16 protein-coding genes are annotated in these 19,975 nt (G+C 66.1%); 6 read left to right on the top strand and 10 right to left on the bottom strand.

Features of this window, described 5'->3' with window-relative positions; translation table 11 throughout:
• Nucleotides 1-5: 5 nt before the first annotated feature.
• From WDB71_RS03980 to WDB71_RS03955, 6 genes are all read right to left on the bottom strand, one after another.
• The gene (locus tag WDB71_RS03980; RefSeq protein WP_341503345.1) at nucleotides 6-692 is read right to left on the bottom strand and encodes a PepSY domain-containing protein; all 687 of its coding nucleotides are present in this window, start codon (nucleotides 690-692) and stop codon (nucleotides 6-8) included.
• Between the two features lie 38 nt (nucleotides 693-730).
• On the bottom strand, nucleotides 731-1,279 hold the full coding sequence (locus WDB71_RS03975) for an FMN-binding protein (protein ID WP_341503344.1): 549 nt from the start codon (nucleotides 1,277-1,279) through the stop codon (nucleotides 731-733).
• Nucleotides 1,280-1,345: 66 nt separating this feature from the next.
• On the bottom strand, nucleotides 1,346-2,548 hold the full coding sequence (locus tag WDB71_RS03970) for a hypothetical protein (RefSeq protein WP_341503343.1): 1,203 nt from the start codon (nucleotides 2,546-2,548) through the stop codon (nucleotides 1,346-1,348).
• Between the two features lie 137 nt (nucleotides 2,549-2,685).
• Nucleotides 2,686-3,879 carry an ISL3 family transposase gene (locus WDB71_RS03965; protein WP_341501879.1) on the bottom strand — a complete coding sequence of 398 codons (1,194 nt, stop codon included), beginning with the start codon at nucleotides 3,877-3,879 and terminating at the stop codon, nucleotides 2,686-2,688.
• Between the two features lie 141 nt (nucleotides 3,880-4,020).
• Nucleotides 4,021-7,161, bottom strand: a complete 3,141-nt coding sequence (locus WDB71_RS03960; RefSeq protein WP_341503342.1) for an efflux RND transporter permease subunit — start codon at nucleotides 7,159-7,161, stop codon at nucleotides 4,021-4,023.
• Nucleotides 7,158-8,222 carry an efflux RND transporter periplasmic adaptor subunit gene (locus WDB71_RS03955; RefSeq protein ID WP_341503341.1) on the bottom strand — a complete coding sequence of 355 codons (1,065 nt, stop codon included), beginning with the start codon at nucleotides 8,220-8,222 and terminating at the stop codon, nucleotides 7,158-7,160. The genes WDB71_RS03960 and WDB71_RS03955 overlap by 4 nt, the downstream gene beginning before the upstream one ends.
• A 269-nt stretch (nucleotides 8,223-8,491) precedes the next feature.
• Here WDB71_RS03955 and WDB71_RS03950 point away from each other — a divergent pair, with 269 nt between their 5' ends.
• Nucleotides 8,492-9,796, top strand: coding sequence for a Na+/H+ antiporter NhaC family protein (locus WDB71_RS03950; protein ID WP_341503340.1), 1,305 nt, complete (start codon nucleotides 8,492-8,494; stop codon nucleotides 9,794-9,796).
• Between the two features lie 144 nt (nucleotides 9,797-9,940).
• Nucleotides 9,941-10,267 (top strand): protease inhibitor I42 family protein, encoded by a 327-nt coding sequence (locus tag WDB71_RS03945; protein ID WP_341503339.1) that lies wholly within the window; start codon nucleotides 9,941-9,943, stop codon nucleotides 10,265-10,267.
• Between the two features lie 44 nt (nucleotides 10,268-10,311).
• Here WDB71_RS03945 and WDB71_RS03940 read toward each other — a convergent pair whose 3' ends face one another.
• A complete protein-coding gene (locus WDB71_RS03940) occupies nucleotides 10,312-11,091 on the bottom strand; it encodes a M48 family metallopeptidase (RefSeq protein WP_341503338.1) in 780 nt (259 codons plus the stop codon).
• A gap of 123 nt (nucleotides 11,092-11,214) precedes the next feature.
• Between WDB71_RS03940 and WDB71_RS03935 the strand changes: the two genes are divergently transcribed.
• Nucleotides 11,215-11,715 carry a GNAT family N-acetyltransferase gene (locus WDB71_RS03935; protein ID WP_341503337.1) on the top strand — a complete coding sequence of 167 codons (501 nt, stop codon included), beginning with the start codon at nucleotides 11,215-11,217 and terminating at the stop codon, nucleotides 11,713-11,715.
• On the opposite strand, the gene glk is transcribed toward WDB71_RS03935, so the two are convergent.
• Nucleotides 11,712-12,680, bottom strand: coding sequence for a glucokinase (gene glk, locus WDB71_RS03930; protein ID WP_341503336.1), 969 nt, complete (start codon nucleotides 12,678-12,680; stop codon nucleotides 11,712-11,714). The genes WDB71_RS03935 and glk overlap by 4 nt on opposite strands.
• Nucleotides 12,681-12,757: 77 nt before the next feature.
• Here glk and WDB71_RS03925 point away from each other — a divergent pair, with 77 nt between their 5' ends.
• Nucleotides 12,758-13,792 (top strand): LacI family DNA-binding transcriptional regulator, encoded by a 1,035-nt coding sequence (locus WDB71_RS03925; RefSeq protein WP_341503335.1) that lies wholly within the window; start codon nucleotides 12,758-12,760, stop codon nucleotides 13,790-13,792.
• A gap of 45 nt (nucleotides 13,793-13,837) precedes the next feature.
• Here WDB71_RS03925 and WDB71_RS03920 read toward each other — a convergent pair whose 3' ends face one another.
• On the bottom strand, nucleotides 13,838-15,493 hold the full coding sequence (locus WDB71_RS03920) for an alpha-amylase family glycosyl hydrolase (RefSeq protein ID WP_341503334.1): 1,656 nt from the start codon (nucleotides 15,491-15,493) through the stop codon (nucleotides 13,838-13,840).
• Nucleotides 15,494-15,503: 10 nt separating this feature from the next.
• On the bottom strand, nucleotides 15,504-17,000 hold the full coding sequence (locus WDB71_RS03915) for an MFS transporter (RefSeq protein WP_341503333.1): 1,497 nt from the start codon (nucleotides 16,998-17,000) through the stop codon (nucleotides 15,504-15,506).
• 365 nt (nucleotides 17,001-17,365) lie between these two features.
• Here WDB71_RS03915 and WDB71_RS03910 point away from each other — a divergent pair, with 365 nt between their 5' ends.
• Nucleotides 17,366-18,982, top strand: a complete 1,617-nt coding sequence (locus WDB71_RS03910) for an alpha-glucosidase family protein (RefSeq protein ID WP_341503332.1) — start codon at nucleotides 17,366-17,368, stop codon at nucleotides 18,980-18,982.
• 97 nt (nucleotides 18,983-19,079) lie between these two features.
• Nucleotides 19,080-19,970: a hypothetical protein gene (locus tag WDB71_RS03905; RefSeq protein WP_341503331.1), complete on the top strand. Its 891-nt coding sequence runs from the start codon at nucleotides 19,080-19,082 to the stop codon at nucleotides 19,968-19,970.
• Nucleotides 19,971-19,975 lie beyond the last annotated feature (5 nt).

Here is a 19,975-nt window from a genome sequence, read left to right as displayed (position 1 = left end):
CCGCCTCAGCGGCGGCGTTTCTTGCTGCGGCTCTGCCACCACAGGTAAATACCGGATCCGGCCAGGAAGATCAGCGCCAGGGCCATCAGATCCATCACCAGCACCCCGGACAGGCCAAGCAGGCGGCCGCTGTGCAGATCCAGCAGCAACCGCTCCACGGTGATGCCGGTGGGCAGGGATAGGCCCGCCAGCAGCCGGGCCGGCGCCGGACTCGGCGACTGCCAGTGGGCCTGGCGTTCGGTCTCGGCCAGGCTCAGGCTATCCAGGTCCAGCAGCCAGTGCCTGCCCTGGGCCCAGAGGGCGATATCGCCGCCGGCCCGGCCCAGGGCCTGCACCGGCACCGGCAGGCCGAAGTTGGCGTCCAGCTCGTCCAGCAGCACCGGCACATCGCCAAGGCGGTAGAGAAAGAGGCGATCTTCGCAGGCCAGCACCAGTTGGCCGTCCTTAAGCTGGGCGCCCTTGAGGGCGTGGCACTGGCCCAGGGGCCGGCCGTCCAGGTAAAGCTGCTCTGTGCCGGCCTGCAGCAACCAGTGGCCGCCGGCCTCGAAGGCGCTGATCTCGGGCGCCTGGATGCCGTAGAGATGGCGGCTGACAAGGCCGTGGCCCAGCTCGCTGTCGGCCAGCCCCAGGCGCTCGGTATGGTTGAGGGCCAGGCCGGTGACGGCGAAGAGCAGCGCAAAGAGCGCCGCCACCAGGCCGGTGCGGCGGTGCCAGCGCCAGAACAGGCGCTTCAGTTGGCCGTTGGAGGGGTTTCGCTTGCTGATGGGAAAGCCTTCTCGTGCAGGTACAGGGCCAGGGTGGCCACCCGGGTCACGGCGCTGACCGACAGGGTGGCACCCGTGATGCCGTCTATGTTGTCGCTCAGTTTACGATTTTTTTCCGCGGCAACAAGGGACAGGCCCCTGAACTGATCGGTAAAGAAGGGGTAGCGCACTTCGCCGCCCCGGCTCTCCCGGAACTCGAGGATCTGCACCGAGTCGATACGGCCGCCGTCCACCACCACCCCTATGGTGATGGGCTGCTCCTTGCCGATCTCGTCGAAGATCCAGGCGCTGCGCCGCTCGGCGCGCCAGTAGCGGACCCGCAGGCGGCTGAACCTGTGGTCGAGGATGCGCTCCATCTCGGGGCGCCAGTCGTCCTGGATCCACAGGGTATCGGCCTGGTGGCTCTGGCCGGCGAAGGCCCTGTCCAGGAACTGGGGCAGGGTCAGGTAACGGCCCTTCTGGGCCCAGGCGCCACCGGCCGCCAGGGCCAGGCATAACAACAGAACGGTACGCATGGGACTCCTCATCGAAAAAAAGGGCGCCACGGCGCCCTTTTCGTTATCAGCCTAAGGTACCAGACCTTAGAAGGACCAGCCCACACCCAGGTTGAAGGCATCGGCCTTGCCGGCGCCGCGCTGGTTGGCAACGTCGGCCTTCAGGACCACGTTGTCGGCCAGCCAGTAGTTGATACCGTAGTCGAACTGGCGGGTCTCGGTGTCGGCGCTGTTGCCGGCGTTGTTGTCCCAGGCGCTTTCGCGAACGAACAGGCCCAGCTTGTCGGTGACCTTGTAGGCGCCTTCGACGTACCAGCCTTCCTGCTCGTCACGGCCGGCGTCTTCGAAGCTCAGGCCGTCGATGTCCCACTTGGCCCACAGGCCGGTGAACTTGAAGGCGTCGAACTGGTAGACGGCATGGGCTTCATAGAGCATGGCGTCGTTCTGGCCGAACAGATCCTGGGTCACGTCTTCCTGGTACTGGACGGTGGCGGCCAGCTCCAGGCCCTGGATACCGGTGTACTTGATGCGACCGGTGTAGGCGAAGTCCTCGGCGTTGGCCTTGGCGGACTTCTGGCGACCGCCGCGGATCTTGCCGGCGTCGTCGGTGGCCAGGCCGGAGTGCACGGCCAGGTTATAGCTCAGGCCGGGGGCCAGCTCGCCCTTGACCTGGACACCGGTTTCCCACCAGGTGGCGGGGATGATGTTCTTCTCGACGTTGTTGCGCTCAACACCGTAGAAGGTGTCCGGCTCGTGGGTTTCGTTGATGATGCCGACCGGGATCAGGAACTGACCGATCTGGGCGCTGTGGTTCTGGGCGAAGTCGTACTCGATGTAGGCCTGCTCCAGCTCAACCTCGCCGGGCTTGCCTTCGCCGGACAGGGAGTGCTCAAGCTCCAGCTCGGAGAAGAAACGCAGCTTGTCGTTGAACTCGTGGCCAACGAACAGCACGAAGCGGTGGGCGTCGACCTGGTCGGTCTTGCCGGAATCGCTGTCGAAGTGGTTGTAGTGGTGCTCACCATAGCCACCCAGGCTGGTCTTGTTGTACCAGGCGCCATCGTTGGCGGCGTAGGAGCCGGTGCCCTTCTCCAGGGCGTCGGCGGTGGCCTCGACCTTGGCGTCGGTCTTCTCGACCTTGGCTTCGGTTTCACCCAGCTGACCCTTCAGGCGCTGGATCTCGGCCTGCTGGGCCTGGACCAGCTCGTAGAGTTCTTCCAGAGTCGGGGTTTTGGCTTGTACACCTGTTGCGGCGGTGGCAACGGCGGCAGCGAGCAGCGCCTTCTTGAACATGGTTCTCTCCAAAAAAGATCGTTATGTGTTCTTGGACGGGGCGCATATTAATCTAATTGAGAATGGTTCGCCATACGCTTCTTTAATCTTTTACCGGTTTGACTTGATCCCGATCATGCCCGGCCAATAAAAAAGGTTCATCGCGGATCTCCGGGGAAGGCGGCTTTTATCTTCAGGAAGAAGTACTCCAGATCCCGATAGCCATAAGCCATCCGCTTCATCAGTTTGATTTTGTTGTTCATCCCCTCCAGCCGGCAGGTATGGAGGGGATAGCTGGCGGAAGCGACTATCCCTGGCAAGTAGGGTTTTAGCTTACGGGCGAACTGCAACAGCGGCGCGATGCCACTTTCCTCCACCTGCTGCCACCAGAGCCGCCATTGGCGATGGGCCGTTTGCTCATCGCGGCAGTACCACAGCGCCTTCAACTGCTCCTTGAGCACGTAGACCACCATCAGATCACGGTTGGCGGCCAGCAAGGCTTCGAGGCGGCCACGTTCCTTGTCATTGAGATTGCCCTCGTTTTTGAGCAACACCCAGCGGCTACGCTTGATATGACGGCGGGCCTGCTGCTCGGTGCCCTGGGCCTTGGCACAGTCGAGCCGCACCCGGTCAATCACCTCCCGGCCATACTTGGCCACCACATGGAACAGGTCGTAGACCACCCTGGCGTTGGGGCAATGCGCCTGCACCTCCAGATCGAAGGCGGTGTTCATGTCCATCGCCACGGCCTCGATCTGCTGACAGCGTTCGCCTAGCCGCTCGAAGAAGGGCCGGATGCTGCGGCGACTGCGTCCCTCGCCTATCCACAACACCTGGTGGGTATCCGCATCGGCGATGACGGTGGCGTAGCGGTGGCCCTTGAACAGGGCGAACTCATCCATGACCAGTCGTCGCAACCGGGACCAGTCGGGCTCGGTGACCTGCCGCTGCAGGCGGCGCTTGTCGATGGCCTTCACGGTGTGCCAGTGCAGCCCCAGCAGTTCACCGACCTGCTTGACCGGCAGTAACGCCAGTAGGCGTTCGGCGTAGCGTTCCAGACGGCAGCTCAAACGGGCGAAGGGACGCAGCCAGGAGATGTGTTCGGTCCCTCGGCCGCACTGATGGCAGTTAAGCCGTCGCACCGGCACCTTGAGGGTCACGGTATGGTCCATCAGTGCGCGATCGGCGACCGTTCTCCAGGTGGTGTCGTGGACGGCTTGGGCCAGCTTGCCGCAACGACAGCAGGGCGGGCGATTGGGGCTGAGGTGAATGGTGAGATGTTGGTCGTGTTGCTCTATGTGGTCGGGGCTAAAGCCTTCCCACAGCTCGAACGGAAGGGTAAGCTGCGACATCGAAAACGGCTGGTTGGTTAGTGTCTTTGTTTGGCGACATCACAATAACCTATCCAGCCGTTTTCACATCTATTCCCCGCTAATGTGCGAAGAACCATAAAAAAGCGGCCCCAGGGCCGCTTTCGCTACTCATCCGACGTTTCAGGCCGCCCTGTGGTCGTCGGGCGCCAGGGCCTCGCCCTTGCCCTCGCGGGCCAGGGCCTGCTCCAGCTCCCGGGTCACCGCCTCGGGCGAACGGGTACCCCTGGCCAGCCAGGCGTACATCACCGGTGTCACCAGCAGGGTGAAGAAGGTGGCCATGAGGATGCCGGCCAGCACCACCACGCCGATCACGTAGCGGGTCTCGGCGCCGGCACCGGTGGCCAGCACCAGGGGCACGGCGCCGGCGGCGGTGGTGATGCCGGTCATCAGGATCGGCCGCAGCCGCTGGGCCGAGGCCTCCAGCAACGACTCGATGAAGTCCCTGCCCTCGTCGCGGAGCTGGTTGGCGAACTCGACGATGAGGATGCCGTTCTTGGCCGCCAGGCCGATCAGCATGATGATGCCGATCTGGCTGTAGATGTTGAGGGTCTGATTGGTCAGGTGCAGGCCCAGCAGGGCCCCGGCCATGGCCAGGGGCACCGACAGCATGATCACCAGCGGGTGCACATAGCTCTCGAACTGGGCCGCCAGCACCAGGAACACCACCCCCAGGGCCAGGGCGAAGATGAAGTACACCGACTCGCCGGATTCCTTGTAGTCCAGGGAGGGGCCCTTGTAGCTCACCGCCGCCTCGGCGGGCAGCTCACGGGCCACCAGATCGTCCAGGTAGGCCAGGGCCTCGCCCAGGCTGTAGCCGTCGGCCAGGTTGGCCTCTATGGTGATGGCCCGCATCCTGTTGTAGCGGTTGAGGTTGGACGCATCGGCCACCTCGCGCAGGGTCACCAGGGCCGACAGCGGGATCAGCTGGCCGCTCTGGTCGGCGCGCACATAGATGCCGCCGATATCCTGGGGCGAGCGCTGCTTGTCCCGTTCCCCTTCCAGGATCACGTCGTATTCCTCACCGCCGCGGATGTAGGTGGTCACCACCCGCGAGCCCAGCATGGATTCCAGGGTCCGGCCTATGGTGTTCATGGACACGCCGAGGTCGGCGGCCCTGTCCAGATCCACGTCCAGCTTCAGCTGCGGCTTGGTTTCCTTGTAGTCGTCGTCCAGGCCCACCAGGCCGGGGTTCTCGGCGGCCTTGGCCATGACGATGTCCCGCCACTGGCGCAGCGACTCATAGTCTGGGCCACCCAGCACGAACTGCACCGGCTTGCCGGTGCCGCGGCCGAAGGCGCTGCGAACCACGGCAAAGGAGCGGATGCCGCTGAGATCACCCAGCTTGGCGCGGATCTCGTTGGTGATCTCGAACACCGAACGGCGCTCGGACCAGTCCTTGAGGGCGAAGATGCCCATGCCGGTGTTGAAGGCCTGGACCCCGCCCCAGCCCCTCGGCGCGATCAGGATCATCCGGTGCAGCTCGCCGTCCTCGCCGGTCATGGGCAGCAGGCGCCGTTCTATCTCGTCCATGTACTGTTCCATGTACTGGTAGGAGGCGCCCTCGGGACCGTTGACGAACATGAAGAAGGAGCCGCGGTCCTCGGGGGGCGAGAACTCGCTGGGGATCTGCTGGTTGAGCCAGGCGCTGCCGCCCAGGCCACCGAGGATCATGGCCACCACGTAGAAGGGGTGCCTGATCAGCCGGGCCAGCAGACGCTTGTAGAGGCCGGCCAGCCTGCCCAGCTTGTCGTCCACCCAGGCGGTCATGCCGGTGTGGCCCTCGTGCTCGGTGAGCAGCTTGGAGCACATCATGGGCGACAGCGTCAGGGCGACGATGGAGGAGAAGATCACCGCCGCCGCCATGGCCACCGAGAACTCGGTGAACAGCTTGCCCAGATCCCCTTCCAGGAAGGTGATGGGCAGGAACACCGAGATCAGCACCGCCGTGGTGGCGACGACCGCGAAGGACACCTGGCGGGCGCCCAGGAAGGCCGCCACCAGGGGCTTCTCCCCTTCCTCGATGCGCCTGTGGATGTTCTCCAGCATGACGATGGCGTCGTCCACCACCATGCCGATGGCCAGGATCATCGCCAGCAGGGTCAAGAGGTTGATGGTGAAGCCCAGGGCATAGAGCACGATGAAGGCGCCCATCAACGACACCGGCAGCGCCAGGGCCGGGATCAGCATGGCCCGCACCGAGCCCAGGAACAGGTAGATGACGATCACCACCAGGCCCATGGCGATGAACAGGGTCTGGTAGACCTCCTCCACCGAGCGCTCGATGAAGACGGATGAGTCGTAGCCGACGATAAGCTCCATGCCCTCGGGCAGGCTGGCCTTGATCTGCGCCACCAGGGCCTTGGCCTGGCGGGCCACCTCCAGGGTGTTGGCGGTGGAGGTCTTGCCGATGCCCAGGCCAATCATGTTCTCGCCGTTGCCGCGAAACAGCTTGCGGTCGTCCTCGGCGCTTTCCTCCACCCGGGCCACGTCGGCCAGGCGCACCAGGTAGCCGTCGGCGCCGGTGCCGATCACCAGGGCGGCGAAGTCCTCGGCGCTCTGGTACTGGCGCTCCAGGCGCAACGAGAAGAAGCGCTCCAGGGACTCCATGCCGCCGGCGGGCAGCTCGACGTTCTCGCTGCGCAGGGCCGATTCCACGTCGGCCACGGTCAGGCCGCGGGCCGCCAGGGCCTGGCGGTCCAGCCAGATGCGCATGGCGCTGCGCTGCTCGCCGCCGATGCGCACCCGGGCCACCCCGTCCAGGGTGGAGAAGCGGTCCACCAAGTAGCGGTCGGCATAGTCGGTAAGCTCGCGCACCGACATGCGCTGGGACATCAGGTTCAGCCACATGATGGTGTCGTCGTCGGAGCCGGCCTTGGACACCTCGGGCGGATCCGCCTCCTCGGGCAGGTTGCCCAGGGCCCGGGAGATCTTGTCGCGCACGTCGTTGGTGGCGGCGTCGATGTCGCGGCTGATGTCGAACTCGATGTTGATGCTGGAGCGGCCGTCCTGGCTGGAGGAGCCGATATGGCGGATGCCCTCGATGCCGGAGATGCGGTCCTCCAGCACCTGGGTGATGCGCGACTCCACCACCGCCGCCGAGGCGCCCCGGTAGGCGGTGGAGATGGACACCACAGGCGGATCGATATTGGGGTATTCCCGCAGCGGCAGCTTGCCGAAGGCCACCAGGCCGAAGGCGATGATCAGCAGCGAGATGACCGACGCCAGCACCGGCCGCCGGACCGACAGGTCGGTGATGATCACGCCTCACCTCCGGGGATGTCGGCGGCCTTGGTCACCACCTTGGCGCCGGGGCGCACCTTGAGCAGGCCGCGGGTGATGATCTGTTCGCCCTCGTCGAGGCCGGCGGTGATCTCCACCAGCCCGGGCAGGCGCAGGCCGGTCTGCACCGGGCGCTGCTCCACCTGGGCATCCCCGTTGACCACATAGACGTAGGACTGCTCCTTGATCAGGAACACCGCCGCCTCCGGCACCGCCAGGGCCTGGCGGGCCTCACGCACCAGGCGCACCGTCATCAGCATGCCGGGCCTGAGCCTGCCGTCGGCGTTGTCGAGGATGGCGCGGATGCTGGCGGAGCGGGACACCGGATCTACCCGCGGCGCTATGGAGCTGACCACACCTTCGAAGCTGCCGCCGGCGGCGTCGCTGTGGGCATGGATGGTCTTGCCCGGCGCCAGCAGCCCCAGGTAACGCTCCGGTACCTGGAAGTCGAGCTTGATCCGGTGCAGGTCGTCCAGGGTGGTCACCACAGTGCCCTGGCTGACCAGGGAGCCGGGGCTGACCTGGCGAAAGCCCAGCACGCCGGCAAAGGGGGCGCGGATGAAGCGGTCGGCCAGCTTGGCCTCGGCCTGGGCCAGCTCGGCCCGGGCCAGGTCGATGGCGCTCTGCAGCCGATCCAGCTCGGAGGCCGGCACCGTTTTGTTGCGTACCAGGGCCTGGATGCGCTTATATTCGCGCTGCTGCTCCTTGAGATCCACCTGGGCGGCCGTGACCTCGGCCTCTTCCTCGCCGTGCTCCAGGGTCACCAGCAACTGGCCGGCCTGGGCGGTATCGCCGTCCTGGAAATGGACCCTGGCCACCCGGTCGCTGACGCTGGCGGTCAGCTGGACGGCCTCGTTGGCCTGGGCCGTGCCCAGGGCCTCTACCTCGTCGCTGAGCAGCTGCTGCCGGACCTCGGTGGTCACCACGGACACCGGGCCCCGGGCCGCCCTGCCCTGCTGCTGCCCTTGGCCGGGCCAGAAATACCAGGCGGCACCTGCGGCCACCATCAGGGCCAGTGCCAGGGATACGACTCTGCTTGTCATGGACTCGCTCATTCCTTTTATCGGAGATGGCTGCACTATACGCAGCTAATGTGGCATGAGGGCACAGGATACGCCGTGGCGACAACCGCCTGCGACAATCCGCCGGCAACTTTACCCTTGTTTACGAATTGTAAAATACGGACGTTTAGCCGTCTAAACGTTGACACGTTCAGACCGATACCTTAGCCTTCCCCGCTCTGCGCCGATTTGCCCCTGGCTTGCGGGCGCAGCAAACAAATGCCGCTAAACCAAGCTCCGAGGATGTACCCATGTCAAAACCCCAAGCCAATGCCCTGGCCCTGCTGCCCCTGCTGGCCTTCCTGGCCCTGTTCCTGGGCGTGGGCGCCTACCTGACCAGCCAGGGCGTGGACTACGCCTTCTACCAGCTGCCGGCCCCGGTGGCGGTGCTGCCGGCCCTGATCCTGGCGGTGCTGCTGTCCCGTGACAGCCTCAACAGGACGGTCGAACAGTTCCTGGCCGGCTGCGGCCACAGCAACATCATGGCCATGTGCCTGATCTACCTGCTGGCCGGCGCCTTTGCCGCCGTGGCCAAGGCCACCGGCGGCGTCGACGCCACCGTCAACCTGGGCCTGAGCCTGATCCCCGCCGAGCTGCTGCTGCCCGGCCTGTTCGTGATCGCCGCCTTTATCGCCACCGCCATGGGCACCTCCATGGGCACCATAGCCGCCCTGGCGCCGGTGGCCCTGGGCCTGGCCCAGGAGGCGGATCTGTCCCTGGCCCTGACCGCCGGCGCCCTGCTGTCCGGCGCCATGTTCGGCGACAACCTGTCCATCATCTCCGACACCACCATCGCCGCCACCCGCAGCCAGGGCTGCGAGATGAAGGACAAGTTCCGCGCCAACGTGCGCCTGGCCCTGCCCGCCGCCATCCTGACCCTGATCTGGCTGGCCTTCGCCGGCGAGGGCGCCGCCGAGATCGCCGCGCGCGAGGTGCAGCTGCTGCCGGTGCTGCCCTACCTGAGTATCCTGGTGCTGGCCGTGGCCGGGGTGAACGTGTTCGTGGTGCTGCTGCTGGGCATTGCCTTTGCGGGCCTGGTGGGCCTGGCCGGCGACTACCAGCTGGCCAGCTTCGCCAAGGACATCTACGCCGGCTTCACCGGCATGCAGGAGATCTTCATACTGTCGCTGCTGATGGGCGGCCTGGGCGCCCTGATGGAGCGCCAGGGCGGCCTGGCCTGGCTGGCCCAGAAGCTGGGCCGCGGCGCCGGCTCCCGCCGGGGCGGCGAGCTGGCCATCGCCGGCCTGGTGGCCAGCACCAACGCCTGCACCGCCAACAACACCGTGTCCATCATCGTCACAGGTAGCGTGGCCAGGGAGCTGGCCGAGCAGCAGGGCATCGAGGCCAAGCGCAGCGCCTCGCTGCTGGACATCTTCGCCTGCGTCAGCCAGGGCCTGCTGCCCTGGGGCGCCCAGGCGCTGCTGCTGGGCTCCAGCTTCGCCATCTCGCCCCTGGCGGCGGTCAGCCACAGCGGCTATGTGCTGGTGCTGGCGACCCTGGCCCTGGCCTCCATCGTCCTGGCCAGGAGCCAGGCGCCCCAGGTGGCCACCGCCTGAGCGCCCTGGATTGAAAAAGCCCGCAAAATGCGGGCTTTTTTGTCGCTACTGATACCAAGCTGATACTGATCCGCACGCCATCGCCTTCTTACACTGAACGGGCACCGACCAGGTGTCATATCGGAACAGTCAAGGAGAAAAAGGATGCACCCAGCAGAATCCGTACTGCCCCCCATCAAGGTGAGAGTGGGCGAGCCCGTCGTCATCCAGCTGGAAGACAACCCGTCCACCGGCTTCAATGTCTGCCTGACCGACATGCCCCGCGGCCTGGCCCTGGCGGAAGACACCCATATCCCCGGCCAGGCCCTGCCCGGCATGGTCGGCGTCCCCGGCACCCGCCGCTTCACCTTCATCGCCCTGGAGCCGGGCGAAGGCAACCTGATGTTCAGGCAGGTCAAGTACACCCATCCCCAGCCCACCATCGCCGAGCCGACGCCGATGGAAAACCGCTTCGTGATCATCGAGCCCTGACCGGCCCTGACAGTAAAAAGCCCGCCTGATGGCGGGCTTTTTTGTCAGCGGCAGTTGGGCTTGGGGCTGGCCGCCCGGTAGCTGGGCAGCACCTTGGGAATGCCGGCCTGCAGCTTGCCGATGCGGGTGCCGGGGCTGGGGTGGGTGGACAGGAATTCCACCGGGGCACCGCTGCCCTGCCTGGCCATGTTCCGCCACAGCGCCACCGAGGCATTGGGATCGAAGCCGGCCTTGGCCATCAGCTCCAGGCCGATGGCGTCCGCCTCGGATTCATGGGTACGGGAAAAGGGCAGCAGCACCCCGACCTGGGCACCCACGCCCAGGCCGGCCATCCACAGATCGCGGTTCTGCACCCCGGCCATGCCCAGGGCGGCATCGCCCAGGGCCATGCCCACCTGGGTCAGCTGGTTCTGGCTGAGCCGCTCGTTGGAATGGTTGGCCAGCACATGGCCCACCTCGTGGCCGATGACGGCGGCCAGCTGGTCCTGGTTCTCGGCCACCTGCAAGAGCCCGGTGTAGACACCGATCTTCTTGCCCGGCAGGGCAAAGGCGTTCACCGACTTGGACTCGAACAGCACCACTTCCCAGCTGCCCTGCTGCTCCCTGGGCAGCACGCGGGTGATGGCGCCGGCCACGCACTGCACATAGGCGTTCTGGCGGCGGTCCGTGCTGATCTTTTCCTTCTGCTTCAGCTCTTCGAAGGAGCGGGCGCCCATCTGGGCCACCTGGCTGTTGTCCAGCAGCAGGATCTGATCCCGACCGGTGGGGCTCTGGGCACAACCGGCCAGGGCGGCGGCCATGGCCAGGGCGAGCAGTTTCTTCATCACGTTGTCCTCCAAGACATTTTCCCTATTGTTTCCCCTGGGCCGCCTCGGCGCAAGGCGCAGTGCGCTGTTGAATGGCCCCCGGCATGCCTTAAGATGAAAGCGCCCAAAGAGGAGGTTCCCATGAGCCAAGCCGCCGCCTGGCAGATACGCCCCATGACCCGCGACGACAACGCCGCCATGGCCCGGGTGATCCGCACTGTTTCCGCCGAGTACGGCCTGACCGCCGACAAGGGCTATGGGGTATCGGATCCCAACCTGGATCGGCTGTTCGAATGTTACCAGGGCCAGGGTTCGGCCTATTGGGTGATCCTGGGCCCGGACGGGCGGCTGCTGGGCGGGGGCGGCCTGGCGCCCCTGGCCGGGGGCGAGGCCGACACCTGCGAACTGCAGAAAATGTATTTCCTGGCCGAGCTCAGGGGCCTGGGCCTCGGCAAACGCCTGGCCCTGAAGGCCCTGGCCTTCGCCCGGGCGCAGGGCTACCGCCGCTGTTACCTGGAGACCACCGCCGCCCTCGGCGAGGCACTGGTCCTTTACCAGAAGCTGGGCTTTAAACGCCTGCCGGGGCCTTTGGGCAACACCGGCCACGGCGACTGCGAGATCTGTATGGCGCTGGATCTCTAGGGCTTATCCAGCCAGGCGGCGGCACCGGTCAAGGCCGAATGGGTCTCTATGGCGAGATGAATGGGGATCTGGCCCAGGTAGCCGCCCATGATGCCCTTGTGGGTGAAGGCATTGACGAAGTCGCTGTCCAGGAAGAAGGCCAGGAAGCGCGGCAGTATGCCGCCGCCCAGGTACAGACCACCCCGGGCGCCCTGGGCCAGGGCGATGTCCGAGGCCACCGAGCCCAGCCATTGGCAGAACAGGCTCAGGGTCTCATGGCAGCAGGGCTCGCCGTCCAGGGCCTGCTCGCTGATGTCGGCGGCGCTTAAGGCCTTGGGGATTTCGCCCCGCACCCTGGCCACGGCCCTGTAGAGGTTGGGCAGGCCGGTGCCGGACAGCACCGACTCGGCGGACACGAAGCCCAACTCCTCGGCCAGCACCGCCAGCACCTGGCGCTGGCGCTCGGTGACCGGCGCCAGGGCCATGTGCCCCCCCTCGCAGCCGATGGCGGACCAGCCGTCCTTGTGCGGCACCAGGCAGGCCACCCCCAGGCCGGTGCCCGGCCCCAGCACCGCCAGGGGCGCGCCCGCTACCGGCTCGCCGCCGCGTACCTCCACCAGGGCCTCGGGCGGCAGCAGCGGTATGGCGTTGGCATAGGCCACGAAGTCGTTGATCACGGCCAGCCGCGCCAGGCCCAGCTGCTGCTGCAGGGCCCGGATGGAGAAGCGCCAGCCCAGGTTGGTCAGGTACACCTGATCGCCGCCGACCGGACCGGCCACGGCCAGGCAGGCCTGTTTCGGCTGAAATGGCGCCACCTGGGCCAGGTAATGGGCCACCAGGGCCTGGATGTCGGCGAAGTCGCCGCTGGGGTAGCGCTGCTGGTGCTCGATGCGGTAATGGCCATCCTCGAAGCCGGTGACCAGGCCAAAACGGGCGTTGGTGCCACCGATGTCGGCGACCACATAGGGAGCTGCAATGTCTGCCATAGCTACTGCGTCATTCCTGGGTTGTCATTGTGTGGTAATTTAGCACCTGTCTTCCAGCAACCGGGAAAGCCAGGTCCATGCGAAACAAAGGCAGGGCAACCTCCTTCGACATTGCCCATCTGGCTGGGGTTTCCCAGTCCACCGTCTCCCGCGCCCTGCGCGGCAGCCCCCTGGTCAACGCCGAGACCCGGGCCCGGATCCAGGCCATCGCCCGGGAGCTCAACTACAAGGTCGACAAGAACGCCTCCAGCCTGCGGACCCAGCACACCGGCACCCTGGCGCTGCTGTTGTTCGAGGATCCGACCCCGGACGAGTCCCAGATCAATCCCTTCTTCCTGTCCATGCTGGGCGCCATCACCCGCGCCTGCGCCCGCCAGGGCTACGATCTGCTGGTCTCCTTCCAGCAGCTCAGCGACGACTGGCACGCCGACTACGAGGACAGCAAGAAGGCCGACGGCATCATCCTTTTGGGCTACGGCGACTACCTGGCATACCAGGCCAAGCTGGACAAGCTGCTGGCCCAGGGCACCCACTTCGTGCGCTGGGGCGCCGTGCTGCCCGGCCAGCAGGGCCTGTCCATCGGCTGCGACAACCTCCAGGGCGGCCGCGACATCACCGGCCACCTGCTGTCCTTAAGCCGCCGCCGCATCGCCTTCCTCGGCACCGCCGACGACCATTACCCCGAATTCTTGGACCGCTACCTTGGCTACCGCCAGGCCCTGGAGCAGGCCGGCCTCGAGGCCGATGGCGGGTTGCGCTTCGATGCCCTGTCCTCCGAGGAAGACGGCCACAGCGCCGCCTGCGCCCTGCTGGACAGCGGCCAGCCCTTCGACGCCCTGTTCGGCGCCAGCGATCTCATCGCCCTGGGCGCCATCCGCGCCCTCAACGAGCGCGGCCTCAGGGTGCCCCAGGACGTGGCCGTGGTGGGCTTCGACGACATCCAGATGGCCGCCTTCGCCAACCCGGCCCTGACCACGGTGCGCCAGAACACCGCCAAGGCCGGCGAGATGCTGGTCAACACCCTCATCGAGCAGATCCGCGGCCAGGACGCGGTCAGCGCCACCATCGCCGCCGAGCCGGTCATTCGCCGTTCCTGCGGCGCGGCCGGCTGACCCGGCCGCTTATTCGCCGCTGGTGCTGTATACCTAGCCGGCCGCTTACTTGTTGCTGGTGCGGTGCGCCTTATTAATCATCAGCCGCGCCAGCCGGGCCCTGAGCCCGGGGTTTTGTACCTGGCCGTCCTTGAGCAGCACCACCACGCCGTGGGCCGGCACCTGGGTGCGGTAGGGCCCTGAAATCCTTACCTTCTTGCCGGTAAAGGCATCCCGCCAGGTGCCGGACTCCAGATACTGATCCACGCCCATGGTCACGGCCCGGTCACCCTTGTTGAGCAGCACCAGGGCCTGCTGGGCCCGCTCGCCCTGCTGGTAGACCCGCAGGAAGGCGGCCTGGTCGCCGTTCAGCCTCAGGTTCAGCTGCAGGCCCTTCTGCAGGGCGATGGCACCGGCCCGGACATTGGCGATGCGCTTCAGGGCCTGGTAGATGGGGCTTTGGGGGGCGGCGTCGAGGCGCTCTTGGCCGAAATAGTTACGGTTGCCCTGGTGCTCGCCGCGGCCGCGCATGAAGCCCACCTCGGAGCCGTAATAGAGCACAGGTATGCCCCTGGCCGTGAACAGCCAGTTGTGGGCGTCGATAAAGCCTTCATCGCTGGCGGCCATGCGCGCCATGTCGTGGTTGTCGTAGAAGGTGGTCAGCTCATAGGGGTTGGCGTAGGGCCCCCCCTCCAGGTGCAGGGGCTCGGCCAGGGCCTCGAAGCCGGCGCCCTTGGCGAACACCTGATCCATGGCCTGCTTGAGGGGGAAGTCCAGCACGCTGATGGCGCCGTTTTCCGGATGGGTGTGTTTGGCGATTTCCGCCGCATCGTAGCTGTAGCTCTCGGCGAACATGTAGAAGCCGGGATAGCGGGCGCGAATGCGCTCGGCAAAGTCATGCCAGAAGGCGTTGGACACATGCTTGATGGTGTCGATGCGAAAGGCGTCGGCGCCCCTGTCTATCCACTGGCCATAGGCGCCCACGAAGTAGTCCAGCACCTGGGGGCTGTTATCCGCCAGGTTGGACAGCTGCACCAGATCCTTTTCCTTGTAGAAGAAGTCGTGCAGGGGGTTGTCCGGGCTCAGCGCTTCCGGGGCCAGGTTCTGGTGGTCCGCCACCAGCTCGCCATCGGGCCCGTAGATCTCGCCGAACTTGGGCTGGTCCTTTGCCATGGTGAAGGACGGCGAACCGTGGTTGACGACGATATCCAGCACCGTCTTCAGGCCCCTGGCCTTCATGGCCTGGGTGAAGGCGGCGAAATCCAGGCCGGGGCTCGGCAGGTGCTCGTCTTCCCGGTAGAAGTTCACCCCCCAGTAGCCGTGGTAGCCGGTCTTGCCCCGGTCGGTAAAGGCGCTGCCCCAGCTGACCGGCTCGCCGCCCGAAAAGGCCTGGTCCGGGTTGTCCACTATGGGGGTCAGCCAGACGGCGCCGAAGCCGAGCTCGCGGAGGTAGTCGGCGTTGTCGAGGATGCCCTTGAAGTCACCGCCCAGGTAGCCGATGTTGGCCCGCTCGCCATCCGGGCCCATCACAGGCACGTCGAAGGTGGGGTACTGGCCGCCCTGGTCGCGGTGATCATTGCCCGGATCGCCGTTGACGAAGCGGTCGGTAAGCAGGAAATAGATGGCGTTTTCCGCCATGGGCTCTGTGGTGCCGTAGTAATCGGCGCCCTGGAGCGGGCCGGCGGCCAGCAGCGCCAGGGCGGAAAAAGCAGACTTGTTCATGGCCGTTCCTTTAGTTGCTGGCGGCCAGTTCGCCGTTCACCTGTGGCTCGGCCACCCGCAGCACGCACAGGCCGCTGAGGATCAGGCTGACGCCGCCGATCAGCAGCGCATAGATGGGCTGGTTGGCGAAGAAGCTCTTGAGCAGGAAGCCCAGCAGGGTGGCCGCCAGCAGCTGGGGGATGACGATGAAGAAGTTGAAGATGCCCATGTAGGTGCCCATCTTCTTGGCCGGCACCGAGTCGGACAGCAGCGCATAGGGCAGCGACAGTATGGAGGCCCAGGCAAAGCCCACCCCCAGCATGGACAGCAGCAGCCAGTCGGGGTCACGGATCACCAGGAAGGACAGCAGGCCGGCGCCGCCCAGGCAGACGTTGATCAGGTGGCTGAGGCGCAGCCCCAGGCGGTTGACCATCAGCGGGATCACCATGGCCGCCAGGGCGGCGAAGCCGTTATAGGCGGCGAACAGCACCCCCACCCAGTTGGCGCCCTCGTTGAAGGCGGCGGAGCTGGTGTCGGTGCTGCCGAAATGGACCTGGGCCACGGCGGCCGTGGTGTAGATCCACATGGCGAACAGGGCGAACCAGGAGAAGAACTGCACCACCGCCAGGCGCCGCATGGCCAGGGGCATGGTATAGAGATCGGCCATGATGGTGCCGACCATGGAGCGGCTCTCGCGCTTGGCCAGCACCAGCAGCAGGGCGCCGTACAGGCCCAGGCCAGCGGCCAGCAGGTAGAGCTGCTTGTCGAGCTGGAAATGCCAGTTGAGCACGCCGCCGGCCAGGCCCAGGGCCAGCCAGCCCAGGCCGCTGCGCTGGGCCTGGTGCCTGTCCATGGGCTGCTGGGTGTCGGCCTCGTCGAGGCTGTCGTCGAATTGCGCCAGCTGCGCCGGCGGATATTCACGGGTGGACAGCACCGTCCAGCCCACCGCCAGCAGCAGCACCAGGCCGCCGGCGTAGAAGGCGTAGCGGACGGTGTCGGGAATGGCACCCGGCTCGGCGGTGTTGGCCACCCCGAACTGGGTCAGGATCCAGGGCAGCATGGAGGCCACCACGGCGCCGATACCGATGAAAAAGCTCTGCAGCGTATAGCCGAGCGGCCGCTGCTTCGGCGGCAGCTGGTCGCCCACGAAGGCCCTGAAGGGCTCCATGGAGATGTTGATGGAGGCGTCCATGATCCACAGCACCCCGGCCGCCACCCACAGCGCCGGCGAGTGGGGCATCACAAAGAGCGCCAATGTGGTCAGCACGGCGCCAACCAGGAAATAGGGGCGGCGGCGGCCAAGGCGGGTCCAGGTACGGTCGCTGAGGTAGCCCACTATGGGCTGGACGATGAGCCCGGTCAGGGGCGCCGCTATCCAGAGCACGGGGATCTCGTCCATGTCCGCGCCCAGGGTCTGGAAGATGCGGCTGACGTTGGCGTTTTGCAGCGCGAAGCCGAACTGGATCCCCAAAAAGCCGAAACACATGTTCCAGATCTGCCAGAACGAAAGCCGAGGTTTAGTGGTCATGTAGCTGTTCCCCAAGACGACAGTTTGGGCCAGGGGGCCCGCCTGTTCTGTTACGGCGACTTAACGGCTGCGTCAACAGCACGCCGCCTTTCTTTACGTTGACGCAATGGTAGGCACGGCCCATTTACCACCACAATCGACTGCATACGTATTCAAGGGGCCAGGGTCACAGACTGGCCATAAAAGTGCAAAACCCCAAGGGCCCCGGCAACTTGGTTTTTTGCCAGGCCGTTAACCCCGTCGCCTTTTCGCCCATGCATACGTATGCAGGGTGGTTGTCCGCCCGACTGACCCTCACGTAAGCTGCCAGCACAAAAACGAGGCCCCCCAGGGGCCAGGCACATTACAGAAAATCGGGGTTGGGCATGAGTCAGACACCCTGGTGGCGCGGCGCCGTCATCTACCAGATCTATCCACGCAGCTTTCTCGACAGCAACGGCGACGGGGTCGGTGATCTGCCCGGCATCATCGACAGGCTGGACTACATCGCCTCCCTGGGCGTGGACGCCATCTGGATCTCCCCCTTCTTCAAGTCGCCCATGGCCGACTTCGGCTACGACATCGCCGATTACCGGGACGTGGATCCCCTGTTCGGCAAGCTGGACGACTTCGATCGCTTGCTGGCCGGCGCCCATGCGCGCGGCATCAAGGTGATGATCGACCAGGTGCTGTCCCACACCTCGGTGGAACACGCCTGGTTCCAGGAAAGCCGCCAGAGCAAGGACAACCCCAAGGCCGACTGGTACGTCTGGGCCGACGCCAAGGACGACGGCAGCCCGCCCAACAACTGGCTGTCCATCTTCGGCGGCGTGGCCTGGCAGTGGGAGCCGCGGCGCTGCCAATACTACCTGCACAACTTCCTGACCGACCAGCCGGATCTGAACTTCCACAACCCAGAGGTGCAGCAGGCCACCTTGGACAACGTCCGCTTCTGGCTGGACAGGGGCGTGGACGGCTTCCGCCTGGACGCCATCAACTTCTGCTACCACGACGCCCAGCTCAGGGACAACCCGCCCAAGCCGGTGGAGCAGCGGGTCGGCCGCGGCTTCAGCCCGGACAACCCCTATGCCTTCCAGTACCACTGGTACAACAACACCCAGCCGGAGAACCTGGCCTTCCTGGAACAGCTGCGGGCACTGATCGACCGGTACCCGGGCGCCGCCACCCTGGGCGAGATCTCCTCGGAAGACTCCCTGGCCACCATGGCCGAATACACCCAAGGCAAGCGCCTGCACATGGGCTACAGCTTCGAGCTGCTCACCGACGACTTCAGCGCCGGCTATATCCGCGGCACAGTGGAGAACCTGGAAGCCAAGATGACCCAGGGCTGGCCCTGCTGGGCCATCGCCAACCACGACGTGCAGCGGGTGGTAACCCGCTGGGGTGGCGAAAGCCCACCGGCCCACATGGCCAACATGCTCACCGCCATGGTCAGCTCGCTGCGCGGCTCGGTGTGCATCTACCAGGGCGAGGAACTGGGCCTGACCGAGGCCGAGGTGGCCTTCGAGGATCTCCAGGATCCCTACGGCATCACCTTCTGGCCCAACTTCAAGGGCCGGGACGGCTGCCGCACCCCCATGCCCTGGGGCCAGGGCGAGCACGGCGACTTCAGCACCAGCAAGCCCTGGCTGCCGGTGCCGGATGAGCACAAGGCGGCCAGCGTGGCGGTGCAGGAGAGCCAGGCCGACTCGCCGCTCAAGGGCTTTCGCACCTTCATGGCCTGGCGCAGGCAGCACCCGGCCCTGGTGCTGGGCGACATCCGCTTCCTGGATACCCAAGAGCCGGTGCTGGCCTTTGTGCGCGAACATGAAGGAGAGCGGATCCTGGCGGTGTTCAACCTCAGCAACCAGGTGGTGGACATCGAGCTGCCCGTCGAAGGTGCCCTCCGGCCCCTGGCCGGACACGGCCTGCTGGAAGGGCTCATCGACGGCAAGGCCCTGCGCCTGCCCGACTACGGCGTCTTCTACGCCGAGCTGGACTGACCAAAAGCCGCCTGCGGGCGGCTTTTTTCATGGCCGGCTTGCCTGGGGATGCGGTCGCCCCGACAATGGGATCAGCCCGACAACATCCAGGTAAGCCATGTCCTTCAAAAGCCGCCACTACCTGCTGCTGGCCCTGCTGGCCCTGGCCGCCCTGCCGCTGCTGCTCACCTGGCGCACCGGCGATGACGGCCCCAAGGAGCAGGCAGTGGCACCAGCCGAGAGCCAGGAGGCCTCCCCGGTGGAGGTGCAACAAGCCCCTGAACAGGGCGAAGGGCAGCCGGTGGGCAAGCCTTCCTGCCTGCCGGCGGAGCAGTACCGGGCCTTCCTGGCCGTGCCCGCCAACAGGGCCGTCATCGAGGACTGGCTGTGGCAGCTGGGCCTCTACCTGCCGGCCAGGGTGGCGGGCAGCGACCAACGGCTCTACGAGCAGCACCCCCACTTTGGCTTCAGCCTGGAAACCATCGAAGCCCTGGCCGAGCAGGACGACCCGGACGCCCTACAGACCCTGGGACTGCTCCGCCGCTGGCAGGCCTTCGGCAAGGCGCTGCCTCAGCCGCTGCTGGCGGTGTACGCCGATGACGCCTTCAGCATGGTCGTGGAAAAGGGGATTGACGCCGAGCGCTTCAGCCGGAGCAATGAACTGCTGCTGCGCGCCGCCGCCCTGGGCCGGGTGGAGGCCCTGGGCGAGATCGCCTTCAACCATTACTACCGCCACCTGCTGCTGAAGGCGACAAACCCACACGACGTCGCCGCACTGGCCGAGGCCAAACGCCGGCAGCTCGCCTACGACAGGCTGCGCCAGGTGCTGGTCCCCGAGCTGCACCAGCTGTTCGCCATGGCCCCAGATGCCGAGCTGGCGGCCGAGGTCGAGAAACTGGCGGCCAGGCTGGCCGCCGAGCTGAGGGCGGAGATGGCCGCCAAAGGCACCGTGCTGCCCAGGCCGCCCGGGGAATACCTGATCTACCAGGCCGGGCCCTGCCGCGAATAAAGGCT

This window comes from Gallaecimonas sp. GXIMD4217 (genome assembly GCF_038087665.1).
Taxonomy (GTDB): domain Bacteria; phylum Pseudomonadota; class Gammaproteobacteria; order Enterobacterales; family Gallaecimonadaceae; genus Gallaecimonas.
The sequence above is the reverse complement of the archived record's forward strand: the minus strand, read 5'-3'. Positions and strand labels throughout refer to the sequence as shown.